Consider the following 20,056-nt stretch of genomic DNA (forward strand, 5'->3'; position numbering starts at 1 on the left):
TATATCATGAGAAAACAGCGAACGCCATGGTAGAAAGGGTTCGATAAGAATTTCATTATACATCATGCCTATGGACTTCCAGCGGTTGAACATTACCCTGAACCCCGGTAAACTAAAGGTAACGAAAGATAAGCCGATATGCGTCGAGGGACGCCAGAAATATGAGGAGTTTTGAAACTATGAGTGTACAAGCACCAACATTGGAACGGGCGCAGGATTTACTGCAAAAATTTTATGGCTATCCCGATTTCCGGGAGGGTCAAAAGAAAATTGTCGCCAGTATGCTGGAGGGCAACGATACGTTGGGTATTATGCCAACAGGTGGAGGTAAATCCATATGCTACCAGATTCCTGCACTGCTGCATGATGGGCTGACGATTGTTGTGTCACCGCTGATCTCACTGATGAAGGATCAGGTGGATGCGCTGACCACGATGGGAATTGCGGCTGCCTATATCAATAGTACGCTGAGTGGCCGAGAAGTGAACGACCGCATACGTGCCGCACGGAATGGAGATTTGAAGCTGCTATATGTTGCACCGGAGCGGCTGGAGCTGGACTGGTTCCGCGATGAGATGGCGCAGCTACCGATTTCCTGCGTTGCGGTTGACGAGGCGCACTGTGTATCCCAGTGGGGACATGACTTTCGCACCAGCTATTTGGCGGTGGCTCCTTTTGTGGACGGGCTATACGAGCGCCCGATTGTAGCGGCATTCACGGCAACGGCGACACCGCAGGTCATGGACGACATCGTGCGGCTGCTTCGCTTGCGTGAGCCGGAGACATTCGTCACGGGACTGGGACGTCCGAATTTGGCGTTCAGCGTGCTGCGTGGGGAGGACAAGCGCAGCTTTCTGCTGAATTATGCGCGTGAGCATGACGGCGAATCGGGCATTATTTATGCGGCGACACGCAAGGACGTGGACGATCTGTACCAACGGCTGCGGGATGCGGGAATGGCGGCTGGGCGTTATCATGCCGGGATGACCGATCAGGAACGGGCAGACAGCCAGGAGGGCTTCCTGTACGACGATATTCGTGTCATTGTAGCGACCAACGCCTTCGGAATGGGAATCGACAAATCGAACGTGCGCTACGTCATTCACTACAATATGCCTAAAAATATGGAGGCTTACGTACAAGAGGCGGGACGCGCAGGACGTGACGGCGATCCGAGTCAATGTATTTTGCTGTTCGGACCGCAGGATATTGTGACCCAGAAATTCCTGATCGAGCAAAATCCGCAGGATGAGGACCGCAAGCGCAACGACTATCGTAAGCTCCAGCAGATGGTTGATTATTGCTACACGACTCGCTGCTTGCGTACGGCGCAGCTTGAGTATTTTGGTGAGGCAGAGGAGCATGAAGCTTGCGGCACATGCAGCTCATGTACAGATGAACGGGAACTGGTAGACATGACCATTGATGCGCAAAAGATTTTTTCATGTATTCATCGCATGCGGGAACGTTTTGGTGTTTCGATGGTAGCCTCGGTATTGAAAGGCTCGCGTAACAAAAAAGTGCTACAGTATGGCTTTGACAGCCTGCCAACCTATGGTGTAATGGGCAATCGGACGGAAAAAGAAATTTCTGAAATTATTAACGTCCTTGTATCGGAAGGCTATCTGCTGCTGTCTGAGGGACAATATCCGGTTGTCCGTTTGCAGCAACCTGCGGCTGAAGTGCTGAAGGGCCAGCGCGAAGTCATGCAGCGTGTGGTGCGACATGCCACAGCTTTTGCAGGTGGGACAGGCTCACGTGGACGACAGGGACGCGATGCGTACCCAGCGGCAGTCAACGAAACGGTGTTCGAGCAACTGCGCCTGATTCGCCGCGATTTGGCTGCGCAGGAGCATGTGCCGTCCTATATCATTTTTAACGATGCCACGCTGCGTGAGATGAGTGTAGCGAACCCGCAATCCGAGGCGGACATGCTGCGGATCAAGGGTGTTGGCGAAGTGAAGTTCCGCAAGTACGGCAAGCTATTCCTTGATTTTTTTCAAAATCAGGGGAATGCCGGAGGAACAGTGAACGAAGATGAGATTTATGCGGACGATGTGTATGAGGATTTTGAATAGCTATACTAAAGGATATGAGGCATCATGCAAACTATAAAAGGTTGTGACCTATGAAAGTCATTTTATCAACGTTAAACGCAAAATATATTCATACCTCGCTGGCGATTCGGTGTCTCAAAGCCTACAGTGAAAAGGACTTTGACATCGAGCTGGCGGAGTATACGATCAAGGACCCTGTGATGAACATCGTATCCGACCTGTTTCAGCGGGGAGCGGATGTCATCGGCTTTTCCTGTTACATTTGGAACATTGAAGAGACAATTAAAGTGATTGATGTATTGAAAAAAATTATGCCAAAGGTCAAAATCATTCTCGGTGGCCCGGAAGTTTCTTACGATACCGATCATTGGATGAAACGCCTGCCGAATGTGGATTTTATCGTTGTCGGTGAAGGGGAGGAAACCTTTCATCAATTGCTTCAGGAGATTGAGGGTACGCAAAAGTACCATTTTGTCTATGGATTGGCCTACCGCAAGGGAGAAGAGGTCATTCAGATGCCAGGTCGTCCAAAGGCGGACTTGAACGAGCTTCCGTCACCGTACCGCTTTGCAGAGGATATACCGGAATTAGGCAAGCGGGTTGTTTATTTTGAAACCAGTCGGGGTTGTCCGTTCAGTTGCCAGTTCTGTCTGTCCAGTATAGAGGTAGGGGTGCGTTATTACGATATTGAGCGTACAAAGTCGGATATTCTGTATCTGATCGACAACGGAGCCAACCTGATCAAGTTCGTGGATCGGACCTTTAACATTAAACGCGATTATGCGCTGGAAATGTTCAAGTTTCTCATTGAAAACCATCGTGGATGTGTCTTCCAGTTTGAGATTACAGCAGATATTATGCGTCCCGAGGTGTTGGATTATTTGGCAGAAAACGCGCCGCCGGGCGTATTCCGCTTTGAAATCGGCGTCCAATCGACGAACGATCCGACCAATGAATTGGTCAAGCGTCGCCAGAACTTTGCCAAGCTTTCCCGTACCGTTACGAAGGTCAAACAAAGCGGCAAGATCGACCAGCATCTCGATTTAATTGCAGGCCTACCTTTGGAGGATTACAATACGTTCCGTAAAACGTTTAATGATGTTTTTGCGCTCGGTCCGGAGGAGCTTCAGCTCGGCTTCCTCAAAATGCTGCGTGGCACTGGGCTGCGTATCGACGCAGATAAGTACAACTACACGTACATGGACGTTGCACCTTATGAAATGCTGAGCAATGACGTCCTTTCCTTTGCCGATATCGTTCGGCTCAAACGCTTGGAAGATGTGCTGGAGAAATACTGGAACTCCCATCGTATGGATCATACGGTGAACTATCTGATCGAGCGCGAATTTGCGTCTGCCTTCGATTTCTTTCAGGAGTTCGGAGACTATTGGGAGGGACAAGGCTGGCAAAAAATCGGCCACCAGCTCGAAGACCTGTTTACGCGTCTCCAGTCCTTTCTTGAATCACGCGGAACGAAGCGAATGGATATGGTGCTTGGGCTGATGAAGCTCGACTATTTCCTGAACCATAAATACAAGCCGCGTAAAATCTGGTGGGAACATGCCTTGGAGAAGGACGATTGGTCCAGCTATATGAAAATGGCTCTCCAGCACCCGGATGCGCTGTTGTCACCTGTGGTTGCAGACTCTGTGGCAGATCAGCCGCAGCCATACCGCGAGATCATTCCGACTTTCGCTTCCTTGAAGCTGGGTGAAAAGGAACTGCAAAAGCACGCTGTGCTGGATGTTCTTCCGTTCCGGTTGGATCATATGCTGAGTGGCGGCAGCCCTTTGACCGCAGAAGGCCGCACGCTGCTACTCGTAATCTACCAGCAAAACGAACAGCAAAAGCCGCTGTACTACACCATGCCGATTGGCAAGGAAATTGCAGCGATTTAAGAGGAATAAGGTACAAATGACATCTAAACATCAGAAGGCATCGTTCTTGACAACACAAGAGTCGGTGCCTTCTTTTGACGAATGAAAAGAGTGATCAGATTGGGCTATATGATGGACTTAAGAAAAGTGGTAGGTACCAGACCCTTAATCATGGCAGGCGCTTGCGTGCTATTACTTCATAAAAACAAATTACTGCTAGGACTTCGAGCAGATAATGGTTTGTGGGGATTGCCAGGCGGGTCACTGGAACCGGGAGAATCTATGGAAGAGGTCGCGGTAAGAGAATTAGCCGAGGAAACAGGGCTGAAAGCAGGTAGCCTTACTCTATTGGATGTATTCTCCGGGCCGCAATTATACTATAAATACCCGCATGGGGACGAAGTATACAATGTCGTTACAGCCTATATTTGCACCGAATATACGGGGGAGCTAAAGGAAGATCCAAATGAAGTCAAGGAATTAAGATTTTTTGATCTCGACCATCTTCCTGATGAAATTAGTCCCCCGGATATCCCGGTTATTCAACGGTTTTTACAAATAACCCTGCTTTCAAAAAATAACTTGGGATGAAATGCTGTCATCTGATATTTGAATAGAGTATGTTAGTGGGAAATCCTACATTTGGGTGCCTGAATAAAAGATTTTCCATATTGGCAATATGGTTTTTCCTGTGATAAACTATAGCCAAAAGGTATATACTAAAAAAGAGTAAGGATGCTACCAACACCCTCACTCTTTGACAACAGCCGCTTATAAGGGCGGTGGCTGTGTTAACAAAGGCGTTGAAGTAGACCGTTTACCTTTGCTGAGGGCGGTCTATTTCTTTTTTATGTAGATAAGTAACGCCAGAATGAACATGGCGAACATGATCAACCTTTACTCCTCAGTTGTTTTCTTCCCCCAAACATATTTCATTATAAAAAATAGTATTGCCAATACCATGAGAAGCAATGCGATCTGTAAGCCATAACGATGTATAAGTTCTCCTGCTGTTTGTACATGATCGCCGAAGAAGTGTCCGAGTAAAAAGAAGATTAGCGTCCAGATCAAGCCTGTTGAGTAAGAGAACAGAGCATAACGCCTAAAGCTCATTTTATTGATCCCGACAATATAAGGGATGATGTGACGGACAATCGGCAGGAAATAACTAATGCAAATGGTGAAATTGCCATACTTATGTACCAAATTTTCCGAAAATGTAATGTACTTGTCCATTTTCTTTTTTCGTCGTAAACGATCTAGAACGGTTGTACCCAAGAATCTTCCCAATACATAACCTAAGGACAAGCCCGATATAACCCCTAGATATACAATGAAAAAGGCGAGTAACGGTTGAAGTATTCCCATGCTGGTTACAGCCCCGCCAGTCATCACAATGACTTCATCTGGAATGGGTAGCCCCACGATCCCGAGCCATAAGGAAAAAAATAATGCCGCATAGCCGTAGTCTTCGATAATGGAAATTAAATAATCAACGTCCATATCCAACCTCCTTGCTCAAGCTTTTTTCCGGCAAACATAGACGAACGCAGGTGGAATGTTCATAGGCACAAACTTGATTTCCTCAATATCAAACCATTCCTCTAATTGCTGTTTCATTTGCTTGGAATATTGAAAGGCGACAAACATTCCCTGATCCTTGAGCGATAGGTGAATCTGTTCTACAATTTGATCTCGCATCGCTTGGGGGAAATTAAAAAATGGCAGCCCGCTTATAATGCAGTCAAGCTGTTCAATTTCGGCATTTTGCATAGCACGTTGAAGCTCACGGGAGTCGGAGTAACAAAGATAATTTGGAAATTTCTTTTTTAAATCTCGTTGCATTGTCTGATCCTTCTCAAAAAGCAGTACCTTGGTTTGTTCCTTTGCAGCAGATGGAATGTATTGAGTGATTGCCCCAGTACCAGCACCAAGCTCGGCAACACTATGAATTTCACTCCATGGAATGGATTCGATCATTTTTTTAGCTAGAAATCTGGAGCTTGGTGTTACACTACCCACATAGGCTGGCGAATGCAAAAATTTAAATAAGAATAGAAATCTCTCTTGAACCAAATGACTAATACGGATCATGAACCGTTCCCCTACTTTCGATTTTCTGAATACGTTCGTTTATTCTCTGCTAAGAGTAACAAATTATACCTTTGCTTGCTCCTGTCTGGAGTAGGGTTCATATCCCCGTCCTGAGACGGGGATTTTCCTTGACTATAGTCTAGGAAGCAGTGGGGAAATTATTCAGTTATCATTCAGCGTATCTTCAGGGTGCATTCAGTTTCGCTACCGATGAAAGAGGGGTGGGCAACTAAAAAAATGATGTACACTGAGAGGGGATCTACTTTGTCACTATCCATTAACAGGCATCTGATCACGACTTCCTATGATACCTCGAATACGGTGAAGTCCAACGAGACTGGATTAAATAACACAGGTAACACCACACACAAGAAATCGAATGATTCACTCGAATTGAGCACGGAATTTATGGAATATGCGGGTGGAATGCAAACCTCGCTTCCTACGGAAAACTACAGTTATGATTACAAATACGACCAGGATAAGCTTACGTTGACTACGGATCAACAGAAAACGTTATTATCCGAGCTGCAAAGCTACCTGACCTCCTCAAGCGCCTTATCTGAAACAGATGAACCTACTAGAAGCACCAAGAACCCACTGGCTTCAGTTACCGAGTTATTATCCAATCTGGATATTTCGACTATAACGGATGAGGAAGTATCGGATCTATTCGATAAAGTAGCAGAAACGATCCAGAATAATCGGCCTGCACCGCCGCCCAAAGATGACTCATTCCAGTCGGAGGTCGATAGCAGAGGTCTACCTCCTATGATGCAAGCGATGGGTGGAATTATGCCTCCGTTCGCATGGAATATACAGGAGACCTCGAACCAGGAGGGCAACAGCACTACATCTGACAAGGAACTTACGGTAGATGAAAAAAGATCTCTCATGAGTGATTTGCAAAGTATCCTGAGTTCCAGTCTGGTGTCCGGGTCGACGTCTTCAGAGGATGATCAAGCAACAGATCTGTTGTCTGCATTAAAAAACGCATGGGGCAATACGGACGAATCGAATGCGACAGATGAAGAAATATTGGCTTTATTTGATAAAATCGCTAAAGTTTTCGAACAATCTGTTTCATCATCTTCATAGTCATACTTTGCAATACCATTACTTAGAGTATAGTTAGCCCACAACTGTAAACCCATACTATGATAAAGGCGGAATCTTTTATGAACATTTCATCGACGTCCAGCAGTTCTATATCTATTGCAAGCACTTCATCTTCATCCAGTACCAACGATACAGCTAGTCTGGAAAAGCAAAAAGCTCAACTTGAAGCGGAGTACAACAAGGTACAGCAAAGTAAGGATAATAAGGATACAAAAGAAACGAAAATGAAGCAGCTTCAGCAGCAAATTAAACAAATTGAAGCGCAGATTGCCCAGCAAAGTTCGCAATCCAGCAGCACGTCAACTTCAAAAGCGCAACAGCCAGCTCCACCAAGCAACACGGAATCCACTCGTGTCAACACTGCTAACAGTAGCGACATTACCGGTGTTGGGAAGTCATTGGATATTTCAATCTAATCAAACTTTCTCTCTCATTTTACGGCAGACAACAGACAACAGAAGACAGTAGTTAGCAGGCTCTCCGCCTCACCGGGGGCCTGTTTTTTTAGCATTCAGCAAACCTTCAGTAAGCACTCATTTTATTTTCAATCTAGTGTTCTAAAATGAGTTTGTAGCCGATAAGGACAAGCAATTCACTCCTTATAAGCTCCCTGACACCTTGTAGAACCATCAAGTCTATGCATACAGGCTTCACCAAACTATACTTTGTGAAAAGGAATGATTTTATGAAAAAGAAATTGAATGTAATCGCTACGGCTGTACTGCTGGCTTCTATTACTGCATCGTATGCTTATGCCAGCTCATCGACGGACGGGACGACCGCTGCATCTACTTCATCATCTGTAACCGCCACTCAAGAGGATTCCGCTACAGTAACTTCTACAGACACCAATTCGACAGGTACTAGCGCAACCGTAGAAGCCCCACCGGAAGGAACGCCTCGGATGGAGAGCCACCCAGCGGACAACCAGGTGAAGGCTCGGACAGCTATACAGATAACGGAACAGCAAAATACACACAAAGCGGTAAAAGTGTAACCCTGTCCAAGCAGACGATTGCTGCGGATCAGGCAGATCAGTCGATTGTCAAAGTAACGGATAGTGGAAAATTAACACTTTCCAAATCCACTCTAACTAAAAAAGGTGCTACCTCATCGGACGATTACAGTAACTTTTACGGCCTGAACGCCGGGGTTTTAGCTGCCTCCGCCAGCACCATTCAGTTGTCGGATTCCACTATTAAAACGGATGCCAACGGAGCCAATGCGGTGTTTGCAACAGGAGAAGGCTCTACCATTAATGTAAAAGATGTTACCATTCAAACCAGCGCTGACTCCTCGCGTGGACTGGATGCTACCTTGAAGGGAACGGTTCATGCAACGAATGTCAAAATCCAAACGGCTGGTGAGCATTCCGCAGCTATTGCGACAGACCGGGGTAATGGTACGATTAATGTGACCAAAGCAACGGGCAAAACAACAGGAAAAGGCTCCCCAGGCATCTATTCGACAGGTACGATTACTGTATCCAATTCGGATTTGAAAGCAACCGGATCGGAAGCGGCTGTCATTGAGGGTAGAAACAGCATTACGGTCAATAACACCAGCTTGTCTGGAGATGTAGATCGTGGCGTCATGCTGTATCAAAGCTTCTCAGGCGATGCCGAGGTCGGAACCAGCGTCTTTACGATGAATGGGGGTACATTGACGGCTAAGGCGGGTCCCATCCTCTATTCTACTAATACAGAAGCTGTGGTTAACCTGAAAGGGGCCAAATTAAAAGGAAATATAGGAGTGCTGCTGAACGCTGCTGCCGACAAGTGGGGAACCACAGGTTCAAACGGGGCTAACGTGACGCTGAACGCAGACAACCAAACACTGCCGGGCAGCATTACTGCGGATAAAGTCAGTTCCATTACCGCTAATCTGAAAAACAAGACAACCCTGAAAGGCGCTATGAATTCCGAAAATAAAGCTAAATCAGTTGCGTTAAATCTGGATAAAACAAGCAATTGGGTCGTTACAGCGGATTCCTATCTGACCTCTTTGACAGACAGTGATACTAAGCTCTCCAACATCGTGGATAACGGACACACCATTTATTATGATGCAAGTGCGAGTGCAAATAGCTGGTTGAACGGGGAAACCATTACCCTGTCCGGCGGTGGCAAGCTGACCCCAGTCAGTGCCTCATAAGCAGCTTATTCGATAGAGTTGTTAGTTGAATCTATAAAAAAGATTGTGTTAAAATAGCTAAAGCCCATGTTGGATTCTTCCGTGCATGGGCTTATTTGTTTTAAACAATAAGAGCATTCATCTTAAAATCGTTAACATAACCATCTATATTTGCAGGAACAGGAGATTAAAAATATTGACTCAAGTACAAGCACAACCAAATGAGAACGCATGGATTGCGAAATGGGAGTCAACTCAGCCGTTAACAGATAAATGGCTTACCGTAGGAGAAATACATTATTTTCTTAGCCATGCACTGATTATCATTACAGACGGGCAAGCGGTTTGGAACATTAATGGGCAGCATGTCCATGTTGCATTTGGGGATTTGATTGCCATCGAAAAAGGATCGTTGATTGAGGTTATAGAGGGTGGGAATCTTGATCTGGCTGGCTGGAAAATTCAGTTTGATACGTATTCTTTCCACCAAGAACGAGAAATCATGAAATTTGAATGGCATGTACCTACCGGGAAAACCTATCAAAAGGTGCAGTTAACCCGCGGTTTTTTAGCGAGTATACGTGACCGTTTGAGTGAAGAACAAGTTTGTGATGGGATTAGTGAGATGATGGTTGAGAATCAACATCTTTTGTATGGATTATTGAAGAATTTATATCATATACAGCCAACTGAGCAGCAGACCACTGAAAATGGAATTATACGTTCTATCACCTATATGCAAGAACATTATGATGAAGTGATTACACGTGAGCAATTAGCACAGATGGCAGGCATAAGTCAGTGGCATTATTCTCGGAAATTCAGTGAATTATGTGGCCAACCTCCATTAGAGTATCTAGCGAAATACAGGATTTATCGCGCACAAGAAGAGCTGTTATTAACTTCAGCGAAATCTCAAGAGATTGCTAAAAAAGTAGGTTTTGAGGATGCTCATTATTTTAGCCGCCGCTTCAAACATTTTACAGGTGTGTCGCCAGGAAATTATGTTCGAACCTTGGAGCAACGCAAAATTTTATCCATATCACCGCTTTGTGCTGACGTTTTAATTGATTTAGGCATCATACCCTATGCGGTTATGGTCACCCCCCTGCTATTACCACAGCATCAACGGCAATTATTTGAGAAACATCAAGTAGAATTGCTGGAAGTACCACAATACGATATCAATATAACTTTAATTCAACAAAAAAAGCCGGAGCTGATTGTTGGACATCTGTTAACGGAAGATACAAAGAAGAAATTGCGCACAATCGCACCCATTATCACAGGTCTTACCATCCATTTGGATGTTCTGCTTGATCAATTTGCAGCTTTATTTAATAAAAAGGCAGCAGCAGAAAAGCTCCAGGCTCAAATGGAAGAAGGAGTGAGAGCAGCAAGAAAACAATTAAAAAGAATAATAGACTCCTCTGCTACAGTCATGGTTCTAAGAGTGGAACCCTTTGGATATCGATATCTTGGGGGATATTCAAGCGAGGTATCTCAATTGCTGTATCAGAAGTTAGGACTATCACTCCCAGAATCGCTAAAGGCGGGAGAAGCATGGTTTAATCCATGCTCCCTTGAGCAGCTGCTTATGGCTAATCCTGACTATCTATTTGTGGAGAAGCGTGTGATGGAGAATTTCAGCGCAGAGGAAAATATGAAGAAGCTCATGGAGAGCAGTCAGTGGGAAAATGTCAGAGCGGTTAAAGATCATCGGGTGTTCTATATAGATACGAGTCTGTGGGTGGATGGTAGTGGAGTTGTTGGGTATACGATGATTATGGATCAAATCGTGAGCAGTTTAATGGATTCACCAAATAATAGAGCACAATAATCCACTTCAATACGCACGGTTAGCTATGGAAGGATATCTTCTTATTTGATAATCTTTGATAATGATAATTATTATCAACAGAAGAGAGGGCCATCATGTCAAAACGGGCAATGATACGATTGGGAACCGTACTGTTAGCTTTTACCTTCGTATTAGCAGCGTGTACCAATGCACCAAAGCAGAAGGAAGCGGCTTCTTCCATAGGGAATCCAGAGAGCGGTGGAACAAGAGTGGTGAAGGATGCTTTTGGAGATGTGACAATCCCATCTCATCCGAAAAATATGCTTGTCATGAGTTCCAAATATGCAGAGTATTTAATTGAAATGGGAATTACGCCACAAATGGTTTCATTTGTTCCCGAAATAGAACCGGCTTATCGGCTGCCATATTTTGAAAAGCATGGAGTTAAAATGATTCAAGAGCAGCAGTATCAAATGAATTATGAAAAATTGCTTCATTTATCGCCAGATTTGATTATCACACAAGGAGACGGGATGGATGCACAAGTATATGAAAAGGTATCCAGGATTGCTCCAACCATTGCTTTACAGGCAGGTAGCGGCATGTATGACGCAATGCCCAAATTAGCAGACCTCTTCGATAAGAAGACAGAATCCGAAAAGGTATTAGCTGAATTTGGGGAGAAGGCGACAAGGGCGAGAGAAAAAATTCATCAAGCTATTGGGAATAAAACGGTGCTTATTCTTCGAGTAGACCCAAAACAATATCGTTATTTAGGATCACAAGCTGGCGAGAGCAGTGAATTCTTTTATAAAACACTTGGGCTAACAATCCCTGAAATATTTAAAGACTCGAAAGACTGGTTTACACCATTTTCACTAGAGATTTTACCTGAAATCAAACCGGATTTTATTTTCCTTGAGAAAAGAATGATACAAAATTATAACAGTGCAGATTCACTGAAAAGTTTGGAAGAAAACCCGTTATGGAAGAACATGGACGCTGTTAAAAATAACCATGTATTTCCACTAAAAACAAGTGATTTTGTTGAAGGTGAAGGTCCCATTGGATCAAGTCTGCTTATTGACTATGTCGTAGAAAAGTTGGTGCCTTAAATGAAAACAGAGCAACGGGATATTTACGATATCACCATTATTGGCGGCGGCCCTGCTGGTATGTATGCTGCTTTTTATAGTGGAATGAGAGCGATGCGTACTAAATTAATTGACGCTAAACAGGAGCTGGGCGGATTTATGCGTACATATCCTGAGAAATTAGTCTGGGATGTGGGCGGAGTGGATCCGATACGATGTGAGAGATTAATTGATGCCTTGGAGAGACAAGCGAAAACATTTGATCCCACCGTTGTGTTAGGTCAGGAAATCGCACATTTGGAACGTCATGAGGATGTCTTTGTACTGACATCAAAAACGGGTGAATGTCACTACACACGTACTATTTTATTATGTGCTGGAAGAGGAATGACACAAGTTCAAAAGCTGGATGTTGAAGGGGCAAATCGGTATGAATTGACGAACCTTCATTATGTGATTACAGATTTGTCCAGATTTAAAGATAAGCGTGTTCTAATTTCAGGGGGCGGAGATTCCGCGGTGGATTGGGCGAATGAAATTGTAAAGCTGGCCAAAGAGGTTATTGTGGCTCATAGACGAGATGAATTTACTGCACATGAACTTCCCGTAGCCCAAATGAGGGCATCTGCTAAGGTCATGACACCGTACATGATAGATTGCTTACATGGTGCGGGGGATTCTATTGGAAGCGTGGCTCTCAGGCATTTCAAGACCGGTGCTATCAAGCAGGTTGAAGTAGATGAAGTTGTAGTCAGTCATGGATTTGATCGTGATTTCGGTGATGTATTGAATTGGGGGCTAGACAGGGAAGATTATGGAGTCTCTGTTGATGCTCGAATGCGTACAAGCATCCCGGGAATTTTTGGGGCTGGAGACTTTATCACCTATGGCAGCAAGGTACGTTTAATTGCAGGAGCATTTAATGATGCCGTATTAGCCGTAAATAGTGCTAAGCTCTATCTGGAACCAACTGCTTCAGATATGGCTGGTGTTTCGTCTCATCATGCTGCCTTCTTTGAAAAAAATAAAGCGATCTTACAAGGTTGATAAGAGATCACAGTAATTGACGAGATTTTTCTCGAATCATTACTGTGATCTTTTTGGTGTAATAAGAAAAATGAGAAGGTGACTTTACATGGAAATATTTATACAATATAAAACAGTAACTACGATGAATCTTAACGTGAAAATCTTATTTCAAGCGATTATAAATTTTATTTTAAATTGGAGGATTTAGGCCATGACGCAGGAACCTCAAATGAGTCGAAGCAGTAAGGATGAAGCGCGATTTGTCAGGAACAAATTGATTGAGTTTAACGCAAAACACATACCTGAGGATATCCGAACCCGGTATGAGGAGATCAATCTTACCCTCAAAAACGACGCTGGTCAGGTGATCGGCGGTCTGTTAAGTGTGCTGTGCTGGAACTGGGTGGAGGTTGATATTTTGTGGGTAGATCAAAGCTACCAAGGGAAGGGTTATGGTTCACAGTTGCTTGGTGAGATTGAGCAAATCGCCAAAGATAATGGGTGTACTTTTATACAACTCAACACGTTTACTTTTCAGGCCCCCGATTTTTATGAAAAGCAGGGGTACGAAGTGATCGGTCTCATTGATGATGCGCCCCGAGGCTTTAAACACTATTATTATAAGAAAAACATCTAGTGAGAACTCTAATATATGCGGCTAAAGGGAGTTAAAGTTGAGGGATACCATATTTAACTACGATATGTCGGCTGGAAAGCTAGAAGTTATACTATAAAGAATAGGGATAAAGAAAGGTATGATCGGATTGACCACGGAAGTGACACACAAAATATATACGATGTGCATGATTCAGGACGGAACCAAGGTATTGCTCCTCAACAGACCGGATAAAAAGGGCTTTCCAGGTTACATCGCGCCAGGAGGGAAAGTAGAATTTCCAGAGAGCATTGTGAATGGGGCCATTCGTGAAGTGAAGGAAGAAACAGGATTAACCGTAACGGAAATTGTATTTAAAGGAATTGACGAATTTTGTGACCCTAGCAAAGGGTTAAGATACATGGTATTTAACTATTTGGCTACTGCGAGTGAAGGGGAGCTGCTAGAAAATCCTCCAGAAGGTGAACTGCTATGGGTGGATATGGAGGAAGCGCTCGATCTGCCGATGCAGGATTGGTTTAAGCAGAGATTCCCATTGTTTTTCGCTCCCGGTACCTTTGAGGTGAGCCAGGTGTGGATACAGGACACGAATGAAACTTTGGAAGCAACGGTCAAAAACTATCGGGTGTAGAGATGACAACGACCATTTATTTTTCATCTAATCGGTTGGGGGAGGTAGCAGATGATCAATTGCAGAGGATGCTGGATCGTTTCAATCTGGGTCGCCTGCGATCTTCGGGGAAAACGGCAGAAGGCGTCATGGGACAAACCCTCTATATTTCTTCGACTGCTGGACAATTTGTGTTGAAGGGCAACCCGCTTTTTCAAGGGCAATGGGTGGAAGAGCAGTTTATAGTGGAGCAACTACATACAAGGACCCAAATTCCTGTGCCTGCACCGTATCTTGTGGATGAAACCGAGGATATTTTTGGCTGGAGCTATGCTGTTATGCCCCGTTTAGACGGTCAGCATATACATACGCCCGAGCTGCAAGCGAAACTGACACCGCCTGATCGACAACAGATGGCTGAAATGCTGGCTACTGTACTACTGGAGCTTCACAGTTGGAAGGTTGAGAACAGTGGAGAGCTGGATACAATCAGTCTGGCTATTCGTCCTTTTGATGTCTCTTATCGGGCGTGGTTATATGGACGTATCCGTTACTGGCTAGAGGATGCCCGAAAATACTCAGACATTTCCGTGCAGGACATAGCATGGGTAGAGGGCATATTGGAAGGCTCACGCCAAGCATTCGATCAACTGGATGCCAACACATTTGTAATGGGAGATTATAAACCGCAAAATTTCCTTGTTAAAAACGGCGATGGTGATTGGAGAGTCAGTGGACTTTTTGATTTTACAACAGCCTATTTTGGTGACGGGGTTGCAGACCTTCCGAAAATAACCATAATGTATTTGGAGAATGGAGAGGAAGAGCTGGCAAGACGTTTTCTTACAGCTTACGTGAAAGGGATGGAAGACAAAAAAGGATTTGTAGAGCGCTTCCGGGTGCATATGCTGCATCAGCAGATTTTAAATTGGGGCTGTGCCAAAGCGATGAAGCAGGTCACTTGGGATGACAAGCAATCTTTTACAGATTGGGCCCGTAAATTCACGGATATTGAGATATATGAACACTAGGCAGAAGAATTGCGAGTTTAATAGGAGGAAGTGATAGGCGTGCAAACAGTCAGATTGGTAAAGCCGGAAAGTGTATGGAAGGAAGCTTATCTTTCTTTCTATGAGGAATGGAAACAGAGTCAGGAGCTTATGGTACCGTGGGTAATTTCTACAGAACCGTATGATTTTGAAGGTATGCTGACGTTTTTGAGCAATCAGGAAAATGGAATTGGTCTGTCGGAAGGCTGGGTCAAAACCTCAACGTATTGGCTTGTGACTGCAAATGAGCAGGTCGTTGGAGCGGTGAACATCAGGCATGAGCTTAACGAAAAGCTGTTAAATGCTGGAGGGCATATCGGCTATGGCATCCGTCCTTCCGCACGGGGGAATAGCTACGCTGTTACTATGCTTGCGTTGGCACTGGAAAAAGCAAAAGAGCTGGGGATTTCCAGAGCTTTGGTTGTATGTGACTCCGATAATATTCCCTCCAAAAAAACAATCCTTGGCAACGGAGGAACACCGGATCAGGATTACGTTAATGAAGATGGAAAACGTATGAATCGATTTTGGATAAAACTGTAAGTAGATTTTCGCATATACGCTTGCTCATACATGGGTCTGTATTCTCCACGATTATTCGGAGACACCTTGCTATAACGTCCGATTCTGCCGTTGGAATCTGTTATATTGGCATTAAACGGAACCGCGTATCCCAAATAAATATTTTGCGAAGTCATGATATACAACAAGAAAGTGAGAAAGAGGGTAGCGCAAAAGCTTATGAAATTACAGCCTGAATATGCGCAAAACATCATTGTGGGTGTCATTTTTGAAGGACAATGGAACTGGTAAGATATAGAGTAGCTGCTGATGAACTAACCTTACTGCTCAGTATGCTGGCTGATGCCATTGAGCATAAGGATGAGGTGTTAGAGTTCTGCCCTGCGCTGTATGTTGATTTTGACCGAAAAATTCTCTATTCGCTGTTTCCAGAGCCAGCATCGTTTGAGCATTATGTTCCAGCGGGATGGAATGGGGAATACCAAAACTTTTTGAACGAGGTGCCTCCGTCTGAGCGGTATTGGATTATAGATGGGAAGCCATTTTTTTGAAAAATTCATATGAAAGGGGCAGGGGAAATATGGATTCTTCCATGCATGAATTTAAAATCATCTCCAAGCACAGAATGTACGATCAATATTTGGTAAAGCTGCGGGTATGTGTCGAGATTTTAGACGAACAGGTGTTGTGGCAGGTGAATACCTCAGGAAAATGAGAGTAACAACAGCCATGGTACTGTATAAAATGTAGCTCCAAGGCACAAAAACCTCCGCAGCGGATATATTTTTAATTCTTAATTGATATTGATAATTATTATCACTTATAATAGGAGCAGACATATCACGCTAAGGTAGGGAGAGTTGCAGAGTGACAGAGTCCTTGGAATTATATGATGTAACGATAATCGGCGGTGGTCCTGCCGGTATGTATACCGCATTTTACAGCGGAATGAGAGATATGAAGACCAAGCTGATCGAAGCCAAGCATGAGCTGGGCGGACGGATGCGCATTTACCCGGAGAAGATGATTTGGGATGTTGGAGGTGTCACGCCGATATTATGTGAAAAGCTGATTGATCAGCTAGAGCAGCAGGCGCGGACGTTCGAGCCTACGATTGTGCTGGGACAGCAGATCACAGGTTTGGATCGACAAGAGGATGGAACCTTCCTCCTGACCTCTGCGACGGGTGAGCAGCATTGGACACGTACGGTGGTGCTGGCAGTAGGCTATGGCATTCTCAAAATGGCCAAGCTGGAGATTGAAGGAGCTGACCGCTATGAGGTTACAAACTTGCATTATACTGTACAAGAATTGGAGCCGTTCCGGGGCAAGCATGTCCTAATTTCCGGCGGAGGCGACTCGGCTGTAGATTGGGCAAATGAGCTGGAGTCTATTGCTGCGAGTGTGACGGTAGTCCATCGGCGGGAGCATTTTGGCGGACATGAGAAAAATATAGCCCGCATGAAAGCGTCTTCTGTTCATGTCCTCACACCTTATGCGGTGAGCCAGCTACATAGTATTAATGGTGAGACGATTGAACAGGTGACGATCAGTCATGTAGAGACGGGTGAAACACAGGTACTGAACGTCGATGCAATCATTGTGAACCATGGTCTGAAATCGGATTTTGGCCCGCTTCGGGATTGGGGACTGGATATGGGGGAGTGGCATGCCAGAGTGAGTGAAAAGCTAGAAACGAATCTGCCAGGGGTTTTTGGTGCAGGCGATTTTGTCGAGTACGGAAGCAAGCTGTACCTGATTGCGGGTACGTTCACGGATGCTGCCCTTGCGCTGAATAGCGCCAAGCTGTACATTGATCCCGCAGCAGATAAAGTGGCCTATGTATCTTCCCACAACAGCCGCTTCAAGGAAAAAAACCGCGAGCTTGGTGTCGTGGAGTAAGCTGCGTAAATAAGTCTGATAGGATAGAGATAGGATAGGCAAAACGCAAAAGAACTTCTGAAACCACTGTTGATGTGGAATTGGAAGTTCTTTTTTGTACGGTCACTAACTCCAGCACAAAGGTTGGATGTCATACCCCATATAGAATAAAATAGAGATAGCCTGTCCTTTTCGGACACTAAAAGAAGTAGTGGGACGGGGGAATGTCAAATGGGAGGCTGGCAGCTCGCATACCGCTTTCTATGATCCGCAGTAAGCAAATCAATAGGTAAATGAACAAGCGTTAGAAATTAAAATAACTCGCCATAGAATGCAAGGGTGGGAGCAGAAGGTGACTTATGGAGAATCGAACAGGGCAACAGGAGGCAATAAGGGCAGATATTATTCAAAAGGCAGAACCTTTTGTACAGCAGCAGTTGGAGCATGACCACAGCGGTCACGATTGGTGGCATATTGACCGGGTGAGAAAGCTGTCTCTCGTAATTGCTGCCCAAGAAGGCGCAGATACGTTTATTTGTGAACTGGCAGCGCTATTGCATGATGTAGCGGATGAAAAATTAAACGACTCCAAACAAGCGGGACTCGACAAAGTGGAGCACTGGCTGCGTCTGCATGTAAGCGATCCGGGCGTGATTACGCATGTGATGACTATTATCGGTACGATGTCTTACAACGGTGGACAAAATCCGCCTATGGATACGCTGGAAGGTCAGGTTGTGCAGGATGCAGATCGGTTGGATGCCCTTGGAGCGATTGGCATCGCGAGGACTTTTATGTATGCAGGCTCCAAAGGCAGTATGATGCATCACCCGGAAAAGGATTTTTCACAACATGCTTATCGTGCTGAGGGGAAAAGTGCCATATACCATTTTTACGAAAAGCTGTTAAAGCTCAAGGATTTAATGAATACCGCTTATGCCAAAGAGCTTGCGGCAGTCCGGCATCAATGGATGGAGATGTACCTAGAGCAGTTTTATAGGGAATGGAATGTGGACGATAAATAGGTTGTTTCAATAAGGCTGTTTCCTCTTACCGAGTGTATCGGAGGGGAAACGGCCTTTTTTATATAAATGTCGTATTGATATTATCGTAGATGTATGCTATCTTATTGTTAATAACAAATTGATAATAACAAAATAATAATAACGAAACAATAAAAACTATAAGGAAGGCGAGGAAGCGACTATGTTTGGATTTAATTTTGTGAAATTTCAGCCCAGTGAGTATGTGATGAAGGTGAGGAATGGAAAGGTAGTTCGGGAAGGTGTGGGATTATCCTTTTATTATTACGCTCCAACGACCTCAGTCGTCGTCGCTCCTGTATCTTCTATTGATGTGCCGTTCATATTCGAGGAAATGACCCATGATTTTCAGGCAGTGACGGTGCAGGGACAACTGACTTATCGGATTGTGGATTATCGGAGAACGACGCAGATTTTGAATTATACGTATGACTTGAAAGCAAATCGCTACATTTCGGATGACCCGGGCAAGCTGGCCCAACGGGTGATTAACATTGCCAAGGTGCTGACCAAAAAGTATCTGGAACGTGTTCTGCTCAAAGAGGCTGTTCAATCCAGTGAACGTTTGGCCCAAAGCATGGCGAAGGATATCGCTCAACACGCAGAAATCGAAAAGCTCGGTATTGAGGTGATGGGCCTGTCGATTTTGGCGATTTTACCGAATAAAGAAACGATGAGAGCGCTGGAGGCGCAGGCAAGGGAGGAAATTCTTCGCAATGCGGATCACGCCCTGTATGAGCGTCGGAATGCTTCTATTGAGCAGGAGCGGCGTGTGAAGGAGAATGAGCTGAACACCGAAATTGCAGTGGAGACGAAAAAGAAGCAAATCCGCGAAACTCAGCTCGATGCTGAACGTTCAGTCAAGCAAAAGCAAAGCGAGATGAAGGAGGAGCAACTACGTTTTGACACAGCCTTGGAGGAGAAAAAACGGGTGCTGATTGAGCTGACCGTAACGAATAAAAAGGCGGAAGCGGATGCCAAGGCCTATGAGCTGACGGCAGTCATGAAATCGTTGCAGGATGTCGAGCCGAACGTGCTTCAGGCTATGGCGAATATGGATATGAGCCCAGATAAGCTGATTGCCATTGCATTCCAGGAGCTTGCAGAAAATGCAGGGAAAATCGGTCAGTT

21 protein-coding genes are annotated in these 20,056 nt (G+C 44.8%); 19 read left to right on the forward strand and 2 right to left on the reverse strand.

Features of this window, described 5'->3' with window-relative positions:
- Window positions 1-179 precede the first annotated feature (179 nt).
- The 3 genes from recQ (at window position 180) to C1I60_RS13315 (ending at window position 4,525) form a co-directional block, all read left to right on the forward strand.
- Window positions 180-2,078, forward strand: coding sequence for a DNA helicase RecQ (recQ, locus tag C1I60_RS13305; RefSeq protein ID WP_137062130.1), 1,899 nt, complete (start codon window positions 180-182; stop codon window positions 2,076-2,078).
- A gap of 50 nt (window positions 2,079-2,128) precedes the next feature.
- Entirely contained in the window at window positions 2,129-3,955 is a 1,827-nt protein-coding gene (locus tag C1I60_RS13310) for a B12-binding domain-containing radical SAM protein (protein WP_137062131.1), read from the forward strand.
- A gap of 99 nt (window positions 3,956-4,054) precedes the next feature.
- Window positions 4,055-4,525, forward strand: coding sequence for an NUDIX hydrolase (locus tag C1I60_RS13315; RefSeq protein ID WP_137062275.1), 471 nt, complete (start codon window positions 4,055-4,057; stop codon window positions 4,523-4,525).
- 306 nt (window positions 4,526-4,831) lie between these two features.
- Here C1I60_RS13315 and C1I60_RS13320 read toward each other — a convergent pair whose 3' ends face one another.
- Together C1I60_RS13320 and C1I60_RS13325 are read right to left on the reverse strand one after the other, a co-directional pair.
- The gene (locus C1I60_RS13320; RefSeq protein WP_137062132.1) at window positions 4,832-5,437 is read right to left on the reverse strand and encodes a DedA family protein; all 606 of its coding nucleotides are present in this window, start codon (window positions 5,435-5,437) and stop codon (window positions 4,832-4,834) included.
- Window positions 5,438-5,452: 15 nt separating this feature from the next.
- Window positions 5,453-6,028 carry a class I SAM-dependent methyltransferase gene (locus C1I60_RS13325; protein WP_137062133.1) on the reverse strand — a complete coding sequence of 192 codons (576 nt, stop codon included), beginning with the start codon at window positions 6,026-6,028 and terminating at the stop codon, window positions 5,453-5,455.
- A 264-nt stretch (window positions 6,029-6,292) separates the two neighbouring features.
- Between C1I60_RS13325 and C1I60_RS13330 the strand changes: the two genes are divergently transcribed.
- The 16 genes from C1I60_RS13330 to C1I60_RS13400 all read left to right on the forward strand — a co-directional run.
- Window positions 6,293-7,126, forward strand: coding sequence for a hypothetical protein (locus tag C1I60_RS13330; protein WP_137062134.1), 834 nt, complete (start codon window positions 6,293-6,295; stop codon window positions 7,124-7,126).
- Window positions 7,127-7,206: 80 nt separating this feature from the next.
- Window positions 7,207-7,563 (forward strand): FlxA-like family protein, encoded by a 357-nt coding sequence (locus tag C1I60_RS13335; RefSeq protein WP_137062135.1) that lies wholly within the window; start codon window positions 7,207-7,209, stop codon window positions 7,561-7,563.
- A 269-nt stretch (window positions 7,564-7,832) separates the two neighbouring features.
- A complete protein-coding gene (locus C1I60_RS25610; RefSeq protein WP_252361697.1) occupies window positions 7,833-8,144 on the forward strand; it encodes a hypothetical protein in 312 nt (103 codons plus the stop codon).
- A gap of 185 nt (window positions 8,145-8,329) precedes the next feature.
- On the forward strand, window positions 8,330-9,301 hold the full coding sequence (locus C1I60_RS13340) for a hypothetical protein (RefSeq protein ID WP_252361698.1): 972 nt from the start codon (window positions 8,330-8,332) through the stop codon (window positions 9,299-9,301).
- Window positions 9,302-9,476: 175 nt separating this feature from the next.
- Complete coding sequence (locus tag C1I60_RS13345; RefSeq protein ID WP_252361699.1) at window positions 9,477-11,120, forward strand: helix-turn-helix domain-containing protein; 1,644 nt, start codon at window positions 9,477-9,479, stop codon at window positions 11,118-11,120.
- 95 nt (window positions 11,121-11,215) lie between these two features.
- On the forward strand, window positions 11,216-12,196 hold the full coding sequence (locus C1I60_RS13350) for an ABC transporter substrate-binding protein (RefSeq protein WP_137062137.1): 981 nt from the start codon (window positions 11,216-11,218) through the stop codon (window positions 12,194-12,196).
- Window positions 12,197-13,222, forward strand: a complete 1,026-nt coding sequence (locus C1I60_RS13355; protein WP_137062138.1) for an NAD(P)/FAD-dependent oxidoreductase — start codon at window positions 12,197-12,199, stop codon at window positions 13,220-13,222.
- A gap of 193 nt (window positions 13,223-13,415) precedes the next feature.
- Entirely contained in the window at window positions 13,416-13,841 is a 426-nt protein-coding gene (locus C1I60_RS13360; RefSeq protein WP_137062139.1) for a GNAT family N-acetyltransferase, read from the forward strand.
- A gap of 118 nt (window positions 13,842-13,959) precedes the next feature.
- The gene (locus C1I60_RS13365) at window positions 13,960-14,451 is read left to right on the forward strand and encodes an 8-oxo-dGTP diphosphatase (RefSeq protein ID WP_137062140.1); all 492 of its coding nucleotides are present in this window, start codon (window positions 13,960-13,962) and stop codon (window positions 14,449-14,451) included.
- Window positions 14,452-14,453: 2 nt separating this feature from the next.
- Window positions 14,454-15,461 (forward strand): phosphotransferase family protein, encoded by a 1,008-nt coding sequence (locus C1I60_RS13370; protein WP_137062141.1) that lies wholly within the window; start codon window positions 14,454-14,456, stop codon window positions 15,459-15,461.
- A 39-nt stretch (window positions 15,462-15,500) separates the two neighbouring features.
- Entirely contained in the window at window positions 15,501-16,022 is a 522-nt protein-coding gene (locus tag C1I60_RS13375; RefSeq protein WP_137062142.1) for a GNAT family N-acetyltransferase, read from the forward strand.
- Window positions 16,023-16,279: 257 nt separating this feature from the next.
- Window positions 16,280-16,552, forward strand: coding sequence for a hypothetical protein (locus C1I60_RS13380; protein ID WP_434784395.1), 273 nt, complete (start codon window positions 16,280-16,282; stop codon window positions 16,550-16,552).
- 29 nt (window positions 16,553-16,581) lie between these two features.
- Window positions 16,582-16,716, forward strand: a complete 135-nt coding sequence (locus C1I60_RS26185; protein ID WP_289306520.1) for a hypothetical protein — start codon at window positions 16,582-16,584, stop codon at window positions 16,714-16,716.
- A 152-nt stretch (window positions 16,717-16,868) separates the two neighbouring features.
- Window positions 16,869-17,903: an NAD(P)/FAD-dependent oxidoreductase gene (locus C1I60_RS13390; RefSeq protein WP_137062143.1), complete on the forward strand. Its 1,035-nt coding sequence runs from the start codon at window positions 16,869-16,871 to the stop codon at window positions 17,901-17,903.
- Window positions 17,904-18,241: 338 nt separating this feature from the next.
- Window positions 18,242-18,907, forward strand: a complete 666-nt coding sequence (locus C1I60_RS13395) for an HD domain-containing protein (RefSeq protein ID WP_137062144.1) — start codon at window positions 18,242-18,244, stop codon at window positions 18,905-18,907.
- A 181-nt stretch (window positions 18,908-19,088) separates the two neighbouring features.
- A partial coding sequence (locus C1I60_RS13400) for an SPFH domain-containing protein (RefSeq protein ID WP_252361700.1) occupies window positions 19,089-20,056 on the forward strand: 968 nt, incomplete at its 3' end.

It is taken from the genome of Paenibacillus terrae, from assembly GCF_005217525.1.
GTDB lineage: Bacteria > Bacillota > Bacilli > Paenibacillales > Paenibacillaceae > Paenibacillus > Paenibacillus terrae_C.

Coding starts and splice junctions, on each gene's coding strand:
- C1I60_RS13355 (WP_137062138.1), top strand. CDS start 12,197: ATGAAAACAGAGCAACGGGATATTTACGATATCACCATTATTGGCGGC.
- C1I60_RS25610 (WP_252361697.1), top strand. CDS start 7,833: ATGAAAAAGAAATTGAATGTAATCGCTACGGCTGTACTGCTGGCTTCT.
- C1I60_RS13380 (WP_434784395.1), top strand. CDS start 16,280: ATGGAACTGGTAAGATATAGAGTAGCTGCTGATGAACTAACCTTACTG.
- C1I60_RS13325 (WP_137062133.1), bottom strand. CDS start 6,028: ATGATCCGTATTAGTCATTTGGTTCAAGAGAGATTTCTATTCTTATTT.
- C1I60_RS13395 (WP_137062144.1), top strand. CDS start 18,242: ATGGAGAATCGAACAGGGCAACAGGAGGCAATAAGGGCAGATATTATT.
- C1I60_RS13335 (WP_137062135.1), top strand. CDS start 7,207: ATGAACATTTCATCGACGTCCAGCAGTTCTATATCTATTGCAAGCACT.
- C1I60_RS13370 (WP_137062141.1), top strand. CDS start 14,454: ATGACAACGACCATTTATTTTTCATCTAATCGGTTGGGGGAGGTAGCA.
- recQ (WP_137062130.1), top strand. CDS start 180: ATGAGTGTACAAGCACCAACATTGGAACGGGCGCAGGATTTACTGCAA.
- C1I60_RS13310 (WP_137062131.1), top strand. CDS start 2,129: ATGAAAGTCATTTTATCAACGTTAAACGCAAAATATATTCATACCTCG.
- C1I60_RS13320 (WP_137062132.1), bottom strand. CDS start 5,437: ATGGACGTTGATTATTTAATTTCCATTATCGAAGACTACGGCTATGCG.
- C1I60_RS13360 (WP_137062139.1), top strand. CDS start 13,416: ATGACGCAGGAACCTCAAATGAGTCGAAGCAGTAAGGATGAAGCGCGA.
- C1I60_RS13350 (WP_137062137.1), top strand. CDS start 11,216: ATGTCAAAACGGGCAATGATACGATTGGGAACCGTACTGTTAGCTTTT.
- C1I60_RS13365 (WP_137062140.1), top strand. CDS start 13,960: ATGATCGGATTGACCACGGAAGTGACACACAAAATATATACGATGTGC.
- C1I60_RS26185 (WP_289306520.1), top strand. CDS start 16,582: ATGGATTCTTCCATGCATGAATTTAAAATCATCTCCAAGCACAGAATG.